Here is an 18,853-nt window from a genome sequence, read left to right as displayed (position 1 = left end):
GGCCGGGAACGCCACGGGGCCCGGCCGTCCGGCCGGGCCCCGTAAGGGATGCGGGGGGATCAGGCCGCGCGGCCGGTGACCTCGTACCCGGCTTCGTCCACGGCCTTCGCGATCAGCGCGTCGTCCGGGTCGGCCAGGGAGCGCAGGGTCACCAGACCGGCCTTCACGTCGACGTCGACGGACAGGACGCCGTCCACGTCGCCGACCGCCTTCGAGACCGACGACTCGCAGTGGCCGCACGTCATGCCGGTGACCTGGTACACGGTCGTACGGGCCTCGGTGATGGTCTCCGTGGTCGTACCGGTCGAGCAACTGCCGTCGGAGGTGCAGCAGGACGACATAGGGGTTCCTCCAGGATGATGGGGCGGGGCGGGCTTCATCCAGACCCCCAGGGGGTATCCGGCCCGTGAGCTCCTTTATACCCCCACCCGGTATCCAAAGCAAGATCCGTCCCCGGAGTGTCCGATACCTGTAGGGGGTATTCCGGGGGATGGGTCGCGGCAGCGGGAACCCGCTCCGGCCGACTGTGGGTCGTATCCCCGCATCAACCGATCGGCTGATGCCGCTTCGAGCGCGATGGGCGATGCGGCGGGCCGGGCCCCTCCACGACGCTCTACCCATGACCATGGCGAACACGAGCGCGACGTCCCGCGGGGCCGTCATCGAAGTCCAGGACCTGCGCAAGTCCTACGGCGGCCGGACCGTCGTCGACGGCATCTCCTTCTCGGTCGGGGAAGGGGAGATCTTCGGCATCCTCGGCCCGAACGGCGCCGGGAAGACCACCACCGTCGAGTGCGTCGAAGGCCTGCGCGTCCCCGACGCGGGCCGGATCCGGGTCGCGGGGCTCGACCCGGTCGCCGATCACCCGGCGCTGACCCGGGTCCTCGGCGCCCAGCTCCAGGAGAGCGAGCTCCAGGGCAAGCTCACCGTGCGCGAGGCCCTGGAGCTGTACGCCGCCTTCTACCCCCGCCCGCTCGACTGGCGGCCCCTCGCCGAACGCCTCGGTCTGACCGCCAAGCTCACCACCCGCTTCGCCAAGCTCTCCGGCGGCCAGAAGCAGCGGCTGTTCATCGCCCTCGCCCTCATCGGATCACCCAGGATCGTCGTCCTGGACGAGCTGACCACCGGGCTCGATCCCCGCGCCCGCCGCGACACCTGGGAACTCATCGAGGACATTCGCGAGCAAGGCGTCACCGTCCTCCTCGTCACACACTTCATGGAGGAGGCCCAGCGGCTGTGCGACCGGATCGCCCTCATCGACAACGGCCGGGTCACCGCGCTCGACACACCCCGCGGGCTGATCACCCGCGCCACGGGCTCCACCGTCATCTCGTTCACCCCCTCGGCACCGCTGGACGAAGAGGAACTGGCCGCGCTGCCCGCGCTCGCCTCCGTCGCGCACAAGGACGGCCGGATCACGCTCGGCGGCAGCGACGAGACCGTCAACGCGGTCGTCTCGCTCCTCGCCCGGCACCGCATCACGGCCCATCAGCTCCGCGTCACCGACGCCACGCTGGACGACGCCTTCCTCGACCTGACGACCACACGCGACACCCGTACGGCGACCTGACGGCCACCCACGACGCCCGCACGACACCCACCGCGCCCCCGCACCGCCACGCGCCCGTCCACCGACACGCCTCCCGACGAACCACCTTGACGAACCACCCCGCCGGACGCCCCACAGGAGCCACCCCATGACCACCACCCCGACCACCACCGCGTCGGCCGCCCCCCCCGGCCACGCCTCCTCCCGCCGCGCCTCCCCGCGTACCGCCGTGCTGCGGGCCGAGGCACGGCTGTTCCTGCGCGAGCCCGGCACCCTCTTCTGGGTCATCGGATTCCCGCCCCTGCTGCTGGCGATCCTGGGCTCCGTCCCGTCGTTCCGGGAGGCCGACGACGGCCTCGGCGGCCTCCGCCTCATCGACATCTACGTACCCGTGGCCGTCCTGACCGGGCTGATCATGGCCGGACTCCAGGCGATGCCGCCCGTCCTCACCGGCTACCGCGAAAGCGGCATCCTGCGCCGGATGTCGACCACCCCGGTACCCCCCTCCGCCCTGCTGTCCGCGCAGATGGGACTGATCGGCGCCGCGGCCCTGCTGTCGGCGCTGGTGTCCCTGGCGCTCGGCCGGCTCGCCTTCGACGTGGCGCTGCCGCGCCAGGCCGCCGGGTACCTGCTGGCGCTGGTGCTCGCCGTCACCGCCGCCGTGGCCATGGGAGCCCTGCTGTCGGCGCTGACCCGTACCGCGAAGGCCGCGACCGCCATCGGCTCCACCGCGGTCTTCCCGATGCTGTTCTGCGCGGGCGTCTGGCTGCCCGTGCAGGCCATGCCGGACGTCCTCGCCCGGGTCGTCGAGTGCACCCCGTTCGGCGCCGCGGCCGTCGCCTTCGGCCAGGCGGCGGCGGGCGACTGGCCCGCCTGGTCCCACCTGGGAGTGCTCGCGCTCTGGACGGTCGTCCTGTCGGCCGCGGCCACCCGCTGGTTCAGGTGGGAGTAGGGGACCGGGCGTGCAGACTGGGGCGATGACGACGGCTGACACGGACATCGAGCGACACTGGGCGGCCTTCCGCAGATGGCAGTCGTACGCACTGCTCGGTATGTCCCTGGTCCTGGCAGCCGCCGCGTCGGAACTCACACCGGGCGCGGCCGAACGCCGCACGATCGCGGTGCTCGTCGTCGCCGCTCTCGTGCTCCAGCTGTGGTGGGGCCGCGTCGTACGGCGCCACCCGGGCCCGCATCCCACCGCGACGGCGTACTACGCCGTGCGCTGGGCGCTCGGCTTCGCGCTCACATGGGTGAACGAGTTCTTCGCGTTCTACGCGTCCACCGGCTACTTCGACGCCGACGAGATGATCGCCGGGCGGCGCCTGCGGCGGATCGGCCCCTTCGCCTGCTCCGTATCGGTGGCGGGCGCGCAGGCCGGTGGGATGCCGTTCCACAGCGCCGGGCAGTGGGTGGTGTTCGCCGGGCTGCTGCTGGCCAACAATGTGCTCCTGATCGTCGTCGGCCGTCTCGCCCAGCAGGAGGAGGAGCGCTCCCGGGCCCGCGCGACCACCATCGAGGCCCTCCAGCAGGCGCTCGACGAGAACGCCGCCCTGCACGCCCAGCTCCTCGTCCAGGCACGGGAAGCGGGCATCGCCGACGAACGCCGACGGCTGGCCGCCGAGATCCACGACACCCTCGCCCAGGGCCTGACCGGCATCATCGCCCAGCTCCAGGTCGTCGCGAACGCACCCGATCCGGCGGCCGCCCACACGCATCTGAACCGCGCCGCAGACCTGGCACGCCACAGCCTCGGCGAGGCCCGCCGCTCCGTGCAGAACCTCGCCCCGGTCGGGCTGGCGCACGACACGCTTCCCCAGGCACTGCGCGAGACGGTCGACCGCTGGGGCGAAAGGGCCGGCGTCCGCGCCGAGTTCACGCTGACGGGGACGGCCGAGGACCTGCACGCGGAGGTCTCGGCGACGCTGCTGCGGATAGCCCAGGAGGCCCTGTCCAACACGTCGAAGCACGCGTCCGCCTCCCGGGTCGGGGTCACGCTCAGCTTCATGGACGACGAGGTCGCCCTGGACGTCCGCGACGACGGGAAGGGGTTCGACCCGCTGACGCCGCCCGAACGCACCGGCACCGGCGGCTTCGGACTCGACGGTATGCGGGCCCGCGCCGAACGCATCGCGGGCTCGCTCAGCGTCGAGTCCGAGCCCGGCTACGGCACGGCGGTGTCGGCTCGCGTACCGTTGGTGCGCCATGACTGACGACGCGCCCGACGGCGTACCCGGTGCCCCGCCCCGTACCGGGACCGGCCGAGCGGCCCCCGGCCCGACCCGGTCCACGGCCGGTGCCCCGGCCGCCGCCGATGCCCCGGCCGCCGGTGCCGTGATCTCCCTGCTCATCGTCGACGACCATCCCGTCGTACGGGACGGTCTGCGCGGGATGTTCGAGTCCGCGCCCGGCTTCAGCGTGCTGGGCGAGGCGTCCAACGGTGTGGAGGCGGTCGCGCTGACCGCGGAACTCGACCCGGACGTGGTCCTGATGGATCTGCGGATGCCCGGCGGCGGCGGGGTGGACGCCATCGCCGAACTGACCCGCCGCGGGGCCCGCGCGAAGGTCCTCGTCCTCACCACCTGGGACACGGACTCCGACACCCTCCCCGCGATCGAGGCGGGCGCGACGGGCTATCTGCTCAAGGACGCCCCGCGCGACGAACTGTTCAAGGGCGTCCACGCGGCGGCGGAAGGCCGTACGGTCCTGTCCCCGGCAGTCGCGTCCCGGCTGGTCTCCGCCGTCCGCTCCCCGGGCGGTGAACCTCCCTCCGCCCGCGAACGCGAGGTCCTCGCCCTGGTCGCCAGGGGCACCTCCAACCGCGAGATCGCCCGTGAACTCTTCATCAGCGAGGCCACGGTGAAGACCCATCTCACCCATCTCTACGCCAAGCTGGGCGTGAACGACCGCGCCGCCGCGGTGGCGCGGGGCTATGAGCGCGGCATCCTGGGCCGCTCCGGCCCAGGCGCGGGCTGACCCCGGCCCGCCACCGGCCGACCGGCGCACCCGCGCCCGTCCATGACCCGGGTCATGGACGGGCGCGGGCTGTGGGGGAGGAATCCCGGACCTCGCGCCTCCGGTGGCGGTGCGGTGGGGGTACCGGAGGTACGGGGTCCGGGGCGGCTCAACGGCCCGGGGCCGGGAATGCCGGTCGGCCAGTTGGCAGGCGGGTAGGTGGGTAGGCGGGTAGGCCGGTCGGTCAGTCGGTCGGGAAGCGGTCCGGGGTCCTGACGCGGTCGCGAATCCACTGTCCCGCGGGCTTCAGCCGGGCCGTTCCGGTCCACGGTCCGCCACTGGCGCAGGTGCCCTGCTGGAAGACGGCGCCGGAGCGGTGGTCGTCGGAGAAGTTCCAGTTGACCCAGCTGATCTTCTTGGCGGCCAGCAGATCCAGATAGCGCTGGGCCATCGCGAAGTCGTCGGCGCCCTCGCCCGCGTAGTTCTGGGTACCGAACTCCGTTACGAACAGCGGGAGCTTGTCGGCGGCGCGGGAGAGCGTGGTGAGGTACTCGTCGCGGTGCGAGGCGGCGTAGAAGTGGAATGTGTACATGATGTTCCGGGCGTTGACCGGGTTGTTCACGATCTCCGTCTCGTCCGCGCCCTCCGAGACACCGAGGGACGACCAGGCGCGGGTGCCGACGAGCACCGGGGTCGCGGGATCATGGCGCCGGATCACCGGGATCAGCTTCTCGGCGTAGCCCTTGACGGTGTTCCAGGAGACCCCGCTCGGCTCGTTGGCGATCTCGTAGAGCAGATTGGTCTTGTCCTTGTGCCGTTCGGCGATCTCCGAGAAGAAGGTCTTCGCACGGGCGAGGTTGTGGTTCGGATCGCCGGGGCTCAGCATGTGCCAGTCCACGATGGCGTACATACCCCGGGCCGTGGCCTGTTCGATGACCGCGTGGACCTTGTCGGTGAAGCCTCGCGGGTCGGTCTCGTAGCCGCCCTCCTGGACGTACATCGAGATGCGCAGCACATCGGCGTTCCAGTCCTTCGCCAGCGCGTCGAGCGAGCCGTTCGTCACGCACTGGGAGTACCACTGGAGGCCGTGCGTCGACATCCCGCGCAACTGCACCGGGTTGCCGTGCCGGTTGCACAGCTTGGTGCCGCAGACGGTGAGCCGCCCGTTGGTCCCGGCGGGGGTGGTCCGCGCCGGACGGTGACCCGGGGCGGCGGCGGGAGGAGCAGGTCGCTGACCGGCGGTATGCCGCGCTTCGGAGGCGGACACCGGGCCTTGGGTGGTGCCGGTCGCCGGGGTGGGGGAGGCGGAGGACGGGGTGAGGCCGAGCAGCAGCGCGGCGCCGAGTACGCCCGCGGTGAGCGCGGGCCGCCGCCATGGCATGCGTGGGGGTCGCATGGGTCTCCCTTGTCTGGTTGTGGGGAACCGAACTGACAGGAAACTTTCCTAACCGGATGCAAGCAGGGAACACCGAAGCTGGCAAGAGTTATGACGGGACCCGTCGCCGGACGCGTGCCCCCAACACCCGTACGGGTGAAGGGAGTCGGGGGCAGCACCCAGGCCGCCCGTACGGGAGGCCGGGGGCAGGCGTCCCGCACGGATCTGCGGGGCCGGGCCCGCACGGAGCTCCCCCGGACGGACCTCCCGCCCTCGCCCGGACGGAGCCGGTGCCCTACCGGGTCGCGCGGGCCCTCATGACGGCTCCGGCCACCGCGTCGATCAGCAGGAACCCGACCAGCGAGATGCCGAGCAGCGGCACGAACCACCCGATCAGGGCCATCGCCGCCACCAGGGGCAGCAGCAGGGTCAGCGGCACCCGCCGCCACGCGCCCCGGGGGACCGGACGGCCGCCGGACAGCCTCCGGGACCTGGTGGGCCTGCGATGCCACCACATGCGGTACCCCCACAGGATGAGCAGGATCAGTGACAGGGCCACCGCCGCGAGCGCCAGTTGGTTCGGCAGCCCGAGCAGCACCCCCATATGGGCGTCGATCCCGAGCCGGGTCAACTGGGCGAGCAACGGGTAGTCACCGAAGCGGAGTTCGTCGATGACACGGCCGTCGGACGGGTCGACGGCCACCGAGTCGAGATGCACGGGGAAGGTGGCGTCGGTCTCCCTGACCACGTATCCGGTGCCGTCCGAGGGCAGGGTGATCGCCATCTTGCCGCCGATCCCGGCCTCCCGCGCGGCACCGAGCGCCCGGTCGATCCCGATGTCCGTGCCACGGCGCGGCCCCGTGTCACCGCTGCCGTGGCCCTCATGTCCCTCGTGCCCCGCGTGTTCGCCGGAGCCGCCCTCCAAGGTCGCCGAGACCGACGGTGTGGTACCGCCCAACTGGTCCTGGACGGCGCCGATGTTCTCGCCGGCGTAGCGGGACCAGGTCAGCCCCGTCGCGGACAGCAGCACCAGGGCTGTCACGGCCCAGATCCCGACCGAGCCGTGCAGGCTCAGCACGCGGCGGCGCCCCTTCGCGCCCGGCTCCGGCCGCAGCATCTCCCGCTTCCTCGCCCGCCTGCGTCCGGTCCACAGCAGCAGCCCGCCGAGCGCGACCACCCACAGCCAGCTCGCCCCGAGTTCGCTGTAGTGGCGGCCGAGATCGCCCAGGAACAGGTCACGGTGCAGGGAGTCCAGCCAGGTACGCAGGGGCAGCGCCCCGGAACTGCCGTACGAGACGAGTTCGCCGCGCACCTCGGCGGTGTACGGATCGACGAAGACGGCGAGGGACTTGCCCTCGGGGACACCGGGAGCGCTCATCAGCACGCGGGTGCTGTCGTCGTCCTCGGCGCCCGGCCACACGGCGGTCACCGTTCCGTCCGGGCGGGCGTCCCGGGCGGCCGTGAGCTGGTCGGACAGCGGGAGGGCCCGTTCGCCCACCGGCACGGTCAGTTCGTGCCGGTACACGATCTTCTCGGCCTGGTAGGACAGGGCGTACAGCAGTCCGCTGACGGCGGATATCAGCAGCAACGGGCCGATGAGCAGCCCGGCGTAGAAGTGGAGCCGCAGGGCGAGCGGGCGCAGGGCCCGCCACCCGGAGTCGGCAGCGGTCTCCCGCTCGGTCTCGGTACGTCCCTCGGGGGGAGCGTCGATGGCCATGGTGATCCTCGGAAGCGTGTTGTCGGCATGGGGGAGAGCGACCCCAGGTCAGACAGTGGCTCCCGGGGCCGTGGCGTTCGCTGCGCGGTGCGCCGGAGGACCCCGGCGGACGAGCGTGTGGCCGAACAGGCCGTCGAGCGGGCGCGGCCGGGCGGCCCGCCGCCGGGGACGGGCCACGGGTACGGGGGGCGCGGGCACCGGTACGGCGCGAAGCGGCGGCCGGAGCGGGGTGAACGCGAGGGTGCCCGCCGCGTGCAGCAGACGCAGGAACGCGGTCTCGCCGTGGCTCAGCCACCACCCGCAGAACAGCGCGGCGAGCACATGGGCGCAGACCATCGCGAACGGCGAGGCGCCGAGCGGGGATTCGAGATGCCCGCCGCCCGCCCCGCCCATCGCTCCGGTGGCACCCGGACCGCCGCCGTGCGCGGCCGGATGACCCGCCGGGGTCGCGCCGTGGGGGAGGGCCAGGGTGAAGTACGCGTGCAGCGCGCCTTGTACGGCGAGCAGGGCGAGGCTGATTTCCGCCGTACCGCGAACACGGCCCGCCGCCGCCCACGCGAGTGCCGCGACTGCTGGGAGAGCCGCCAGGGGGACCCCGGCCGGCATGCCATGACCCGAGGTCAGCGTGTGTCCGAGGGTCGTGAGCAGTACACAGGTCACCGCGAACAGCAGTGCGCGCACGATGCGCAGGGGTGACCTGATCTCTGTCATGGTTCGGACATGTTCGCATCCCGGGACGTGTTGCGGGAGGGGTAGGAGTGACATGAGAGGTGCGGCGTCTTCCGCAGACGCGGAACGCGGGACTATAGTCAAAAACTAGCAGCGCTAGCCCATGAGGCCCGGCCGAAGCCACCGGACCCGCACAGGAGGAGCCCGCACCGTGCGTCCCGTCCACTTCGCCGCCGCCCGCCGCACCCCCGTCGGACGCCTCCGGGGCGCCCTGTCCGCCGTACGTCCCGACGACCTCGCCGCGACCGTGATCCGCGGGCTCGTCGCCGAGGTGCCCGCCCTCGACCCCGCCCGCGTCGACGACGTGTACTGGGGCGCCGCCAACCAGGCCGGTGAGGACAACCGCAACATCGCCCGGATGGCCGCCCTCCTCGCCGGACTGCCCGACACGGTCCCCGGCGCCACCGTCAACCGGCTCTGCGCCTCCGGACTGGAGGCCGTCACCAGCGCCGCCCGCGCCATCGCCTCAGGTGAGGCGGACATCGTCCTGGCCGGCGGTTCCGAGTCCATGAGCCGCGCCCCGTTCGTCCTGCGACGCCCCGACGAGGCCCTGCCCCACCGGATGGAGACCGTCGACACCCGGCTCGGCTGGCGGCTCGTCAACCCGGCGATGGGGGACCTGCACGGGCTGCTGTCCATGGGGGAGACCGCCGAGGAGGTGGCCACCCGCCACGGCATCGGGCGCGAACGGCAGGACACCTTCGCCCTGCGCAGCCACCAGCGCGCCGCCGAGGCCCGGGGGAGCGGTCACTTCGACGCCGAGATCCTGCCCGTGACCCGCCCCGACGGAGTCGTCGTCACCACCGACGAATCGATCCGCGAGGACACCTCGTACGAGAAGCTCGCCGCGCTGAAGCCGGTGTTCCGCGGCGGCGGGACGGTCACCGCGGGCAACTCGTCCCCGATGAACGACGGCGCCGCCGGACTGCTCCTGATGAGCGAGGAGGCCCTGCGGGACCTGGGCCTCGACTCCCTCGGACGGTACGTGGCGGGCGGCTCGGCCGGTGTGCACCCCGATGTGATGGGCCTCGGCCCGGTACCCGCCACCCGCAAGGTCCTGGCCCGGGCGGGCTGGACGGTCGCCGACCTCGACGACGCCGAGTTCAACGAGGCGTTCGCCGCCCAGGCGCTGGCCTGCGTCGACCAGCTCGGCATCGACCCGGAGCGGGTCAACCCGTCGGGCGGCGCCATCGCCCTGGGCCACCCGCTCGGCGGCTCGGGCGCCCGTATCCTCACCACCCTGCTGCACCGGATGCGGCGGACGGGGTCGGGCCGCGGACTCGCCACGATGTGCGTGGGCGTGGGCCAGGGATCAGCGGTGCTGGTGGCCCGGGAGGGCTGAGCCCGCACCGTGCGACGCGCCTTGGGGGTGGCTGGCCCCGCACCGTGGGGACCTGACCAAGCACTGCGGGACGCCGATGCCCACGTGCCTCGGGGACGGCTGAGCCCCGCACCGGACAGGGCACCTGAGCCCCGCACCGGGTAGGACACCTGAGCCATACGCGGGAACGGACAGAGCCCACGCACCGCTCCCGTACTCTCCCCTCCCCTCCCGTCCCCTCACCCCGCCCGCCCGGTCACAGCCTCCCGGTCCCCCCGCCGGGGCGCGGCCGGCAGCGCCGTCGACAGGTCCTCCGCGAGCAGTCGTTTGGCGATCGAGTCCACCGCCGCCCGCAGTGCCGTGTCCGGCGGCCTGCCACCGTCCTCCGTGAGCCGGTCGTCCAGCCACTCGGCCCAGGCCCGGGTGATCACCGCGGCCTCCCGCGCACCGGCCGCCGTGTGCGAGAACAACGACCCGGCGCGGGTGAGGTACCCCTCCTCCACCATCCGCTCGAAGACGGGTACCAGCACCTCCGGCGGCATCTGACGGCGGGCCGCGATCAGTCCCAGGCTCGCGTGCCCGACGAGCCGGTCGAAGAGCTCCACCTGCATCACCGCCCACGCCCCCGCCGGGTCCAGCCGGGTGTCGGAACCTGCGACGATCCGCCGCGCGGTGTCCGGTCCCGTCTCCCGCAGGATGTTCGCCACCGCGGTCTCCAGCAGCCGTTGCGAGTCCCCGGAGGACGGCCGCGCGAACCCCTCACCCATGTCGGACGACGCCAGCCGGGCACTGTCCCGCAACGGCACCTCCTTGAGGAACAACGCGACGACGAACCCGACGAGCGCGACCGGCACCGTCCACAGGAACACCGTGTCCAGGGAGTCCTGGTACGCGCGCACGATCGGCGCCGCCGCCTCGGCGGGCAGCCGGTGCAGCCCCTCCGGGCTCGTCGCGGCCCTGGCGATCACCCCGGGATCGGCGGCCCCGGTACGGACCGCGGCACGCACCCCGTCCCCGAGGTTCGACTGGAGGCTGTTGGTGTAGATCGTGCCGAACACCGCCGTACCGAACGCACTGCCCAGCGTCCGGAAGAACGTCACCCCGGAGGTCGCCGTACCCAGATCCTTGTACGCGACGGTGTTCTGCACCGCGATCGTCAGCACCTGCATCGACAGCCCGATACCGGTACCCAGCACGAACATGTACAGCGACGACAGCCAGATCCCCGTACCACTGCCCATCAGGGACAGCAGGAACAGGCCCGCCGCCATCACCACGGACCCCACGATCGGGAACACCCGGTAGTGGCCCGTCCTGCTGACGACGACGCCGCTGAACACCGAGGCGATGAGCAGCCCCACCACCAGCGGCAGCATCCGCACCCCGGAGACCGTCGCGGAATCGCCGTCCACGTACTGGAGGAACGTCGGCAGGAACGTCATCGCGCCGAGCATCGCGAACCCGACGATGAAGCTGAGCACCGAGCAGACGGTGAACACCGGGTCGCGGAACAGCCGCATCGGCAGCATCGGCTCGGCCGCCCGGGTCTCCACCCAGCAGAACAGCCCGAGCGCCACCACACCGCCCACGAACAGCCCGACGACGACGCCGGAACCCCACGCGTAGGTGTTGCCGCCCCAGCTCGTGGCCAGGATCAGCGCGCTCGCCCCGGCCGCGACCAGCGCGATCCCCAGATAGTCGACGACGGGTCTGGACGCCGACTTCACCACCGGGATCGTCCGGGCCGCCGCGATCACCACCACGATCGCGATGGGGACGTTGACGTAGAACGCCCAGCGCCACGTCAGATGATCCGTGAACAGCCCGCCCAGCAGCGGTCCGATGACCGTCGCCACCCCGAACACGGCCCCGATCGCGCCCTGGTACTTGCCCCGCTCACGCAGCGGGATCACATCCGCGATCAGGGCCATCGAGGTCACCATCAGCCCGCCCGCGCCGATGCCCTGCACACCACGCCACAGGATCAGCAGCGTCATGTTCGTCGCGAGCCCGCACAGGAACGAGCCGGTGATGAACACGACCGCCGAGACCTGGAAGACCACCTTCCGGCCGAACAGGTCCCCGAACTTGCCCACCAGGACCGTCGCGACCGTCTCCGCCAGCAGATACGACGTGACCACCCACGACATATGGTCGCCGCCGCCCAGCTCCGACACGATCGTCGGCAGCGCGGTCCCCACGATCGTCTGGTCGAGCGCCGCGAGCAGCATGCCCAGCATGACCGTGACGAAGACGATGTTGCGGCTCCGCCGATCGAGCACCGGCGGAGCCGTCGCCGCGCCGTTCGCAGCCTTCGGGGCCGTGTCGTCGATGGTGGTCACGGACCGAGCGTCACACCGGGCGGCGGCGGGCGCACGCGGGGCCCATCCGTCCTGGTGACGCCCCGGCCCCGACCGGCCGGCCTCGACCCGGCCGATGCCCCGGCCCCCGCCGCCCGGGCGGACCGCTCCCGCCCGACCGCCCGCACCTGGCCGGCAGACCCTGGCTAGCGGCCGGTGTCCCCGCGCCCCTGCTCCCCGTCCGGGTTCCTGCGCAGCAGATAGGTGTCCATGATCCAGCCCTTGCGCTCCCGCGCCTCGGCCCGTACCCGCTCGATCCGGGGCCCCGCCTCGGCCAGCGGACCGGAGATCAGGATCTCGTCCGGCGTACCGATGTAGGCACCCCAGTAGATGTCCATGCCGCCGTCCCCGCCCGACCCGTCGGCACGGTCATCGGTACCGCCTTCGGTACCGCCTTCGGCACCGTCCTCGGAACCGGACGGGACATGGTGCCGGAACGCCTGCTGCGCGTCGAGCATCACCACCACGTCGTCCACCCCCTCCGGGAACCCCGCCGCGAGCAGCCGTCCCGTGGTGATCTGTACGGGACGGGCCACCCGGTTCAGCCCGATCCGGTGCCGGGCCGCGAGCGCCGACACACTGCTGATCCCCGGGACCACGTCGTACGTGAACTCCACGCCGCCCCGCGCGAGCACCGCTTCCAGGATGCCGAAGGTGCTGTCGTACAGCGAGGGGTCGCCCCACACCAGGAACGCCCCGGTCCCGTCCTCGCCCAGCTCGTCGGTGATCATCCGCGCGTAGATGTCGGCACGCCGCGTCCGCCAGTCGTCGACGGCCGCGCTGTACGCGGCGCCGTCCGACTCGCGCGCCCGCTCGGGGTCCCGCGCCTCGACCACCCGGTACGCCGACGGGTCCGGCAGATGGGTGTCCAGGATGCCCTTGCGCAGCCCGGACAGATCCGTTTTCCGTTCCCCCTTGTCCAGCAGGAAGAACACGTCCGTGGCCCGCAGCGCCTTGACCGCCTGGAGCGTGAGCTGGTCGGGGTCGCCCGAACCGATACCGATGACATGAATGTGTCGCACACGCCGAGTCTGCCGCACGTGCGTCCGGGCCCCCCGACCGGAGTCCTGCCTGGCGCGACAGCACACCGTGACCTGGGCTCGCAGGCCCCCGAGCTCACGGGACCCTGCGGCCCACGGGACCTGGGGTCACGGGGATGCCGAACGGCCCGCCGAGCCGTCCTCCCCGCCGCCCGCCCCGCGGTGCCTACGAATCGCCTTGGTCACCGCTCACCGCTCACCGCTCACCGCCGTGAGCCGGGGTGCGTGGGCGGCGGCGTCGACCGGGGTGGCGTCCTCGTCGAGCCGGGCCGCGAGGGCGCGGGCCCAGCGGGCGAGCCCCGCGCGGTCGAGCCCGTACAGGCGCGGGTGGGACGCGCCGCCGGGCCACTCCGCCACCCCGCCCGCCCCGCGCCGCAGCAGCCGGGCCCCGCCCTTCGCGTTGCCCCGGGCGGCATGGGTGAGCCCCACGGCGAGCTGCGCGAGTCCCCGCCACAAGGGCCGCTCGGCCTCGGGGCCGCTCTTCCACGCGTCCTCGAACACCTCATGGGCGTGGAACGGCATCCCCGCGTCGAGGAGCCGCTGGGCCTCGGCCACGGTGTCGTCCGGTGCCCGTACGACGCCCTCGGGCTGCCGTTCGACACCGCTCGCCCCGTACGGCAGCGGGCGCCCGAGCCCGTCCCGGGGCCGCGCACTCCGCGCCCGCCCCTCCTCGTCCCTGTCCCGCGCCCCGTCTGTCCCGGTATCCTGCCCGTCCGCGTCACCCATGGGCCCGATTGTCCCCGAGCACCCGCCCCGGCCCCACCGCACCCGCCCGGCACCGTGTCACCAGGCACCTGTCCGCGTGAGGTAAAGTTCTGTTCGCGTGATCACGCGGGAACACCGCAGGGGAACGCAACGGGACGTGGCGCAGCTTGGTAGCGCACTTGACTGGGGGTCAAGGGGTCGCAGGTTCAAATCCTGTCGTCCCGACTTGCATCTACGCAGGTCGCAGGCGGTATCGGAGAATTCCGGTACCGCCTTTCCGTATGTCTTGGGGACCAGTTGGGGACCACGCGGTCCAGCGGCGCCTTCCGGCCGTGTCGGTGATCCTGCGCGGCACATGGGCGGGACTCCGGCGTCGGCGAACGGGACGAGTCCCGTGATGGCGCAGGTCGTGGCGGCGCAGGTGTGCGAGGCCGGCCGAGGTGACGGTCTCGTCCCGGTGGGCGGCAAAGGTGACGGTGCGTCAAGTCGCTTGTTCCGCAGACGTTCTGCTGGGGCACGGCATCAGGTACCGCCGAAATGACCATAAGGTGATCCCATGTCTCAGACGCTGAGTTCCGTCAGATCCCGCGCCGCACTCCGTACATCGGCGCGGGTCTGCGGCGAGCTGCTCGTGGTCCTGGTGATGGCCGCGGTGACCATATGGATACTTGGCCGGATGTGGTCGGTCATATGGCCGCTCATCATCGGCCTCCTGCTCACCACACTGACCTGGCCCCCGACCCGTTTCCTGCGCCGTCACGGCTGGGCCCCCGCTCTGGCCGCCTCCACCGTGACCGTGCTGTTCCTCCTCTCCGCCGTGGGAGTCGCGGCGATGATCACGGTTCCGGTGGCCTCGCAGTCCGGGGAGCTGACCACCGGGGTGGTCGAGGGAATCCACCAGGTGCGCGAATGGGCCGCCGGACCGCCGCTGAACATCGGCGACGACCAGATCACCGAAGGCGTCGACACCGCGGTCAGCCGTGTTCAAGGCAGCGTCGACAGCATCATCACCACCGTCTTCACCGGATTGAGCACTGTGGTGAACGGGGTGGTCACCGCTCTTCTCGCGGTCTTCCTCATGTTCTTCTTCCTCAAGGACGGACCCCGCTTCCTGCCCTGGCTCGCCCGTCAGCTTCCCGGCCGGCTCGCCAAGGACGTTCCGACGCTGGCCGCGCGGGGCTGGGACACGCTGGGCAGCTTCGTCCGGTCCCAGGCACTCGTCGGTCTGCTCGACGCCGTCCTCATCGGCCTCGGCCTGTGGCTGCTGGGGGTACCTCTGGTCCTCCCCCTGGTGGTCCTGACCTTTGTCTCGGCATTCGTACCGATCATCGGTGCCCTGTTCGCCGGCCTGGTCGCGGTGCTCATCGCGCTGGTGTCGAACGGCCCGGCGGACGCGTTGATCGTGCTGGTGATCATCGTCGCGGTGCAGCAACTGGAGGGGAACGTCTTCCAGCCCATGATCCAGAGCCGTGGGCTCGGGCTGCACGCGGGCATGGTCCTGCTGGCGGTGACGCTCGGCGGCAGTCTGGCGGGGATCGTCGGCAGCCTGATCGCCGTACCCCTCGCCGCGCTGCTCGCCGTGGCCTGGAACTATCTGCGTGAGCAGCTCAGCGATCCGCCGCAGGAGACCGACCCCCATGAGCCGCAGACCGCCGCCACCCCGTCGCTGTGAGGGGAGCGGGCACCGCCCGCGACCGGGCGGTCGAGCGGCATCACCGGGTGCTCTGTAACGGCTCCCCGGGGTCCGCGCCCGCCCTCGGGCCCGCGCCCGCGTCCGCGAGGTACCGCGAGCAGCGAAGAACAGGCGCGGGAGCCGCGGCGGGTCCGGGGTGGGCAGGCCGGTACTCCAGCCGAAGGCCCTGAGCCCTGAGCCCCTGAGCCCCGAGCCCCCGAGCCCCGGTTCAGCTCAGGAGGAGAAGGACGGCCAGGGCGAGGAGGAGCGAGTCGATCCGGTCGAGCAGGCCCCCGGAGCCCGCCAGCCAGTGAGCGGAGTCCTTCGCCCGCGCTCCTCGCTTGACCATGGATTCGAGGAGGTCCCCCGCCGGGGCACCGACCACCACCGCGACCGCCATCGGCACGCTCAGCGCGGACAGCGCGGCGAGCACACCGAGGGCGGCCGCGGCACCGGAGAGGGTTCCGCTCCACCGCTTGGCCGGGGAGAGCGGCGACAGCCGTGGCCCGCCCAGCCGCGGACCGGCGAAGTACGCGACGATGTCGCCCACCGAGACAGCGACGAACAGGGCGAGCGCGGTCGCACCGAGCGGTGCCAGGGCGGCGAGCACGCTCAGCCAGACCAGCCCGAGCAGACCTGCCCCGAGGCGGCGCAGACCATGGGTGGAGTCACCGGCCAGCAGCGGCACCGCGGCGATGGCCAGCGCGCCGGCAGCCAGCGCCCGCACCTCGTGTCCGGGGGCCAGCCACGAGGTCAGAATCACGCCGGAGACGGCCGCGGCCAGTACCGCCCTGTCCGGCCGGGACAGGCCCGTCAGCCCGCCGAACTCCATCGCCGCGATCACCCCGACCAGGAGCGCGAGGGCCGTCACCGCCGGGCTGCCCCACCAGAACGCTCCGGCGACCAGGGGCACTCCGACCGCCCAGCAGCACCAACGGACCAGCAGTTCGCGGCGTCCGGAAAGCGCCGCGGCCACCCCGCCGAGCGCCAGGGCCCCACCGAGGAAGGGCGCGAGGGAGGCGACACCGGTCACCGGGCGTGGCCGACGCCGACACCGGCCGGGGACCCAGCGGACCGCCGCCGGAGCGGGCCAGGTCGCAGGGCCTCCAACGCGGCCCCGTAGGCCGCCACGATGCGCGCGTTCTCCGCCGTGTCCCTGACCGCGACGCGTACGGTGCGCCCTTCGTACTGCGGGGAGAGGGGCGACAGGTCGCGCAGATAGACGTCGTGCCGACGGCACTCCCGCACCAGGCGGGCAGCGCTCGGTCCGTCGTACGGCAGCGTGATGTTGAGGAAGTTCGCAACGCCCTCCTCGACCACGGCGGTGTCCGCCACCCCGGCGAGGTCGGAGGCCAGTCGACGGCGCAGGGTGTGGGTGCGGAGCCAGCGGGAGCGGTAGTGCGCGGGGTCCCGCAGGGCGGCCACGGCGGCGAGTTGCGCGGGAAGGCTCACCGCCCAGGGCGGCGTCCACCGGCGCAGAAGTGCCGCGGTGGCGGGTTCGGCCACCAGGAAGGCCGCCCGTACCCCGGACAGCGCGTACATCTTGGACAGCGAGGTGCAGACCACGACCCGCGGGTCCACCGCGGCCAGTGGGGCGAGCGACTCCGCCAGGTCCACGTAGCCGAGGTAGGCCTCGTCGATCCACCAGCGGGTCCCGGCCGGGGCGTCCGCGATCAGGGTGCGCAGTTCGGCGGCGGACGCGTGCCGTCCGGTCGGGTTGTTCGGGTTGACCACGACCACCAGGTCGTAACGGCCCGCACCGACGACAGAGGCCAGCCGGGCGAAGTCGATCCGCCACCCGTCCCGCCGGTGCAACCGGAAGCGGTCCACCCGGCACCCGATCACGCGCTCGGTGACATGGGCGTATTCGCCGTATCCCGGGTCGAGCAGAAGCACCCTGCTCCCCGGGGTCAGCCAGCGGCCGAACGCCCTGAAGATCAGGTCGGACGAGCCGGCCCCGGCCACGAGCGTCTCCACCGGCAGTGCCCGGGCCTCCGAGAGTTCCGACAGCAGGCCCTCGGCGCCGGTGGGAGGCGAGGTCCTGGCGGACCAGGCCGGATCCTCGGTGAGCGCCGCGCCTACCCCGGGAGCGGGTGGGAACCAGGCGTCCAGCACATCGGCGGCGACGACCTCGTGGCGCCGGTGCAGGGTGCGGAAGTCCGTTCCGATCGCGGTGAAGGAGGCACCGCCGTGTTCACAGCCGTCCGGCCCGGGCGCCCGCTCCATGTCCAACCGCCAGTCGACCACGGAGCCGAACCGCTCCAGGACGCTGCGATACCGGGTGGTGGCCACCCGCGTCAGCGCGGCCACCTCACCCGTCAGCACCTCGAAGGTCACCGCACCGCTGCGGACGGTGCGCCCGACGGGCCGCAGACCGGCCTTCAGATACATGTCGAGCAGTTCGGTGCGGCCCATCGCCACCACCGCGCGGCCTCCCCGCGAGGAGATCCACCGCAGGGCCGCGTACATCAGAAGCGGTGCCACCGCGGTACCGCGCCAGCGCGGCTCCACGGTGAGGATGCGTACCTCGAAGACTCCCCCCTCGGACAACAGCGGCAGTTCGTCGCGGGTCAGGTACTTGTCCAGGCCGTAGCGGCCCAGCCACGGCGGGGTCAGACTGATGAAGCCGATACGGACCGGACCCCGGGCCGCGACGAGGTAGACGTTGCCGCCGTCCAGCGCGTCGTACAGCCGTCGGTCCGGTTGCGGCGGGTGCTGACCGAGCTCCTGGGCGTACACACGGTGCCTCAGCTCGTGTATCCAGACCAGATCCTCTGGAGTGGCAGCTCGTATGTGCGGGTCACGACTCATGCACGTCTCTTTCGGCGAAGGGGAGTCCCCCTGGGGGGACGGTGGCCGACTGCCCCGGTCGCCCCGCCCCCGGGGATCAGCTGTGGCGAACAGGGCGACGACTGGATGCCGGGCCCGCCACGAGCGGGGGAGGGGAAAGCCGGGACTCACCTCGCCGAAGGTGGGAATTCACATGTCCTCGCCGAAGGTTCGCGCCATGAGCACATCCTTCGGGGGTGCCCCGCGTCCGCACATGAGTACGCGTACTTGAGTACGTGAGTAGGAGGTGTCGTGAGGGTGCGGCAGAGGGGGGGAAACCTGCCCTAGAAGGGCATGCGGCCACGGGCGCGACGGCCGGCCGAACCACTGCGGCCCACTGCCTTGGAGCTGCTGCGGAAGGGCTTGCTGAAGATCCGGCCCAGGATGCCGGGGGCCTTGCCGCCGGTGCGTGATCCGGCTCCCAGGGTGCGCTGGGTGCCGCGCTCGGGGTGCCGGGAGAGACGGGGCACGAAGAAGGCAAGCGCGGCGAGAACGACACAGACAGCGACAATAGCGACGATCATCATGAAGGGCTCCAATGGTCGGGGTGTCTCTGCCGTCTGCCCCGATGCGGCAGGCGCATGCCCCGGGCCGCGACCGACCG

The 18,853-nt window shown here is 72.3% G+C and carries 16 protein-coding genes and 1 tRNA gene; 7 read left to right on the top strand and 10 right to left on the bottom strand.

The annotated features are described in order from the left end of the window. Nucleotides 1-59 precede the first annotated feature (59 nt). Nucleotides 60-341 carry a heavy-metal-associated domain-containing protein gene (locus tag AB852_RS12670; protein WP_073787088.1) on the bottom strand — a complete coding sequence of 94 codons (282 nt, stop codon included), beginning with the start codon at nt 339-341 and terminating at the stop codon, nt 60-62. Between the two features lie 284 nt (nt 342-625). Here AB852_RS12670 and AB852_RS12665 point away from each other — a divergent pair, with 284 nt between their 5' ends. The 4 genes from AB852_RS12665 to AB852_RS12650 all read left to right on the top strand — a co-directional run bounded on the left by AB852_RS12665 (nt 626) and on the right by AB852_RS12650 (nt 4,522). After that, on the top strand, nt 626-1,570 hold the full coding sequence (locus AB852_RS12665) for an ABC transporter ATP-binding protein (RefSeq protein WP_073787814.1): 945 nt from the start codon (nt 626-628) through the stop codon (nt 1,568-1,570). Nucleotides 1,571-1,697: 127 nt separating this feature from the next. Further along, entirely contained in the window at nt 1,698-2,501 is an 804-nt protein-coding gene (locus tag AB852_RS12660; RefSeq protein ID WP_073787086.1) for an ABC transporter permease, read from the top strand. Between the two features lie 25 nt (nt 2,502-2,526). Beyond that, nucleotides 2,527-3,759 (top strand): sensor histidine kinase, encoded by a 1,233-nt coding sequence (locus AB852_RS12655; RefSeq protein WP_073787084.1) that lies wholly within the window; start codon nt 2,527-2,529, stop codon nt 3,757-3,759. After that, entirely contained in the window at nt 3,752-4,522 is a 771-nt protein-coding gene (locus tag AB852_RS12650; RefSeq protein WP_079184552.1) for a response regulator, read from the top strand. The genes AB852_RS12655 and AB852_RS12650 overlap by 8 nt, the downstream gene beginning before the upstream one ends. 223 nt (nt 4,523-4,745) lie before the next feature. Here the strand turns inward: AB852_RS12650 and AB852_RS12645 are convergent, their stop codons facing one another. The 3 genes from AB852_RS12645 to AB852_RS12635 all read right to left on the bottom strand — a co-directional run bounded on the left by AB852_RS12645 (nt 4,746) and on the right by AB852_RS12635 (nt 8,304). Then, nucleotides 4,746-5,897: a glycoside hydrolase family 5 protein gene (locus AB852_RS12645; protein WP_245876733.1), complete on the bottom strand. Its 1,152-nt coding sequence runs from the start codon at nt 5,895-5,897 to the stop codon at nt 4,746-4,748. A gap of 274 nt (nt 5,898-6,171) precedes the next feature. After that, nucleotides 6,172-7,593: a PepSY-associated TM helix domain-containing protein gene (locus tag AB852_RS12640; protein WP_073787080.1), complete on the bottom strand. Its 1,422-nt coding sequence runs from the start codon at nt 7,591-7,593 to the stop codon at nt 6,172-6,174. 48 nt (nt 7,594-7,641) lie between these two features. Beyond that, nucleotides 7,642-8,304 carry a hypothetical protein gene (locus AB852_RS12635; RefSeq protein ID WP_073787078.1) on the bottom strand — a complete coding sequence of 221 codons (663 nt, stop codon included), beginning with the start codon at nt 8,302-8,304 and terminating at the stop codon, nt 7,642-7,644. A gap of 169 nt (nt 8,305-8,473) precedes the next feature. Here AB852_RS12635 and AB852_RS12630 point away from each other — a divergent pair, with 169 nt between their 5' ends. Continuing rightward, nucleotides 8,474-9,664 (top strand): thiolase family protein, encoded by a 1,191-nt coding sequence (locus AB852_RS12630; protein WP_073787076.1) that lies wholly within the window; start codon nt 8,474-8,476, stop codon nt 9,662-9,664. Nucleotides 9,665-9,882: 218 nt separating this feature from the next. On the opposite strand, the gene AB852_RS12625 is transcribed toward AB852_RS12630, so the two are convergent. The 3 genes from AB852_RS12625 to AB852_RS12615 form a co-directional block, all read right to left on the bottom strand. Continuing rightward, nucleotides 9,883-11,985, bottom strand: coding sequence for an MDR family MFS transporter (locus AB852_RS12625; RefSeq protein WP_073787074.1), 2,103 nt, complete (start codon nt 11,983-11,985; stop codon nt 9,883-9,885). Nucleotides 11,986-12,149: 164 nt separating this feature from the next. Then, nucleotides 12,150-13,025 (bottom strand): precorrin-6A synthase (deacetylating), encoded by an 876-nt coding sequence (cobF, locus tag AB852_RS12620; protein WP_073787072.1) that lies wholly within the window; start codon nt 13,023-13,025, stop codon nt 12,150-12,152. Nucleotides 13,026-13,232: 207 nt separating this feature from the next. Next, a complete protein-coding gene (locus tag AB852_RS12615; RefSeq protein ID WP_073787070.1) occupies nt 13,233-13,769 on the bottom strand; it encodes a DUF309 domain-containing protein in 537 nt (178 codons plus the stop codon). A gap of 130 nt (nt 13,770-13,899) precedes the next feature. Here AB852_RS12615 and AB852_RS12610 point away from each other — a divergent pair. Together AB852_RS12610 and AB852_RS12605 are read left to right on the top strand one after the other, a co-directional pair. Beyond that, nucleotides 13,900-13,973, top strand: a tRNA-Pro gene (locus AB852_RS12610). A 331-nt stretch (nt 13,974-14,304) separates the two neighbouring features. Continuing rightward, on the top strand, nt 14,305-15,420 hold the full coding sequence (locus AB852_RS12605; protein ID WP_073787068.1) for an AI-2E family transporter: 1,116 nt from the start codon (nt 14,305-14,307) through the stop codon (nt 15,418-15,420). Between the two features lie 229 nt (nt 15,421-15,649). Here the strand turns inward: AB852_RS12605 and AB852_RS12600 are convergent, their stop codons facing one another. The 3 genes from AB852_RS12600 to AB852_RS12590 form a co-directional block, all read right to left on the bottom strand. Then, nucleotides 15,650-16,453 carry a phosphatidate cytidylyltransferase gene (locus AB852_RS12600; RefSeq protein WP_079184551.1) on the bottom strand — a complete coding sequence of 268 codons (804 nt, stop codon included), beginning with the start codon at nt 16,451-16,453 and terminating at the stop codon, nt 15,650-15,652. Further along, on the bottom strand, nt 16,450-18,231 hold the full coding sequence (locus tag AB852_RS12595) for a pyridoxal phosphate-dependent aminotransferase (protein ID WP_073787066.1): 1,782 nt from the start codon (nt 18,229-18,231) through the stop codon (nt 16,450-16,452). Before AB852_RS12595 ends, AB852_RS12600 begins: the two co-directional genes overlap by 4 nt. Nucleotides 18,232-18,533: 302 nt before the next feature. Continuing rightward, nucleotides 18,534-18,776, bottom strand: a complete 243-nt coding sequence (locus AB852_RS12590) for a DUF6411 family protein (protein ID WP_073787064.1) — start codon at nt 18,774-18,776, stop codon at nt 18,534-18,536. Between the last annotated feature and the right edge of the window lie 77 nt (nt 18,777-18,853).

Source organism: Streptomyces uncialis (assembly GCF_001905345.1).
GTDB lineage: Bacteria > Actinomycetota > Actinomycetes > Streptomycetales > Streptomycetaceae > Streptomyces > Streptomyces uncialis.
The sequence above is the reverse complement of the archived record's forward strand: the minus strand, read 5'-3'. Positions and strand labels throughout refer to the sequence as shown.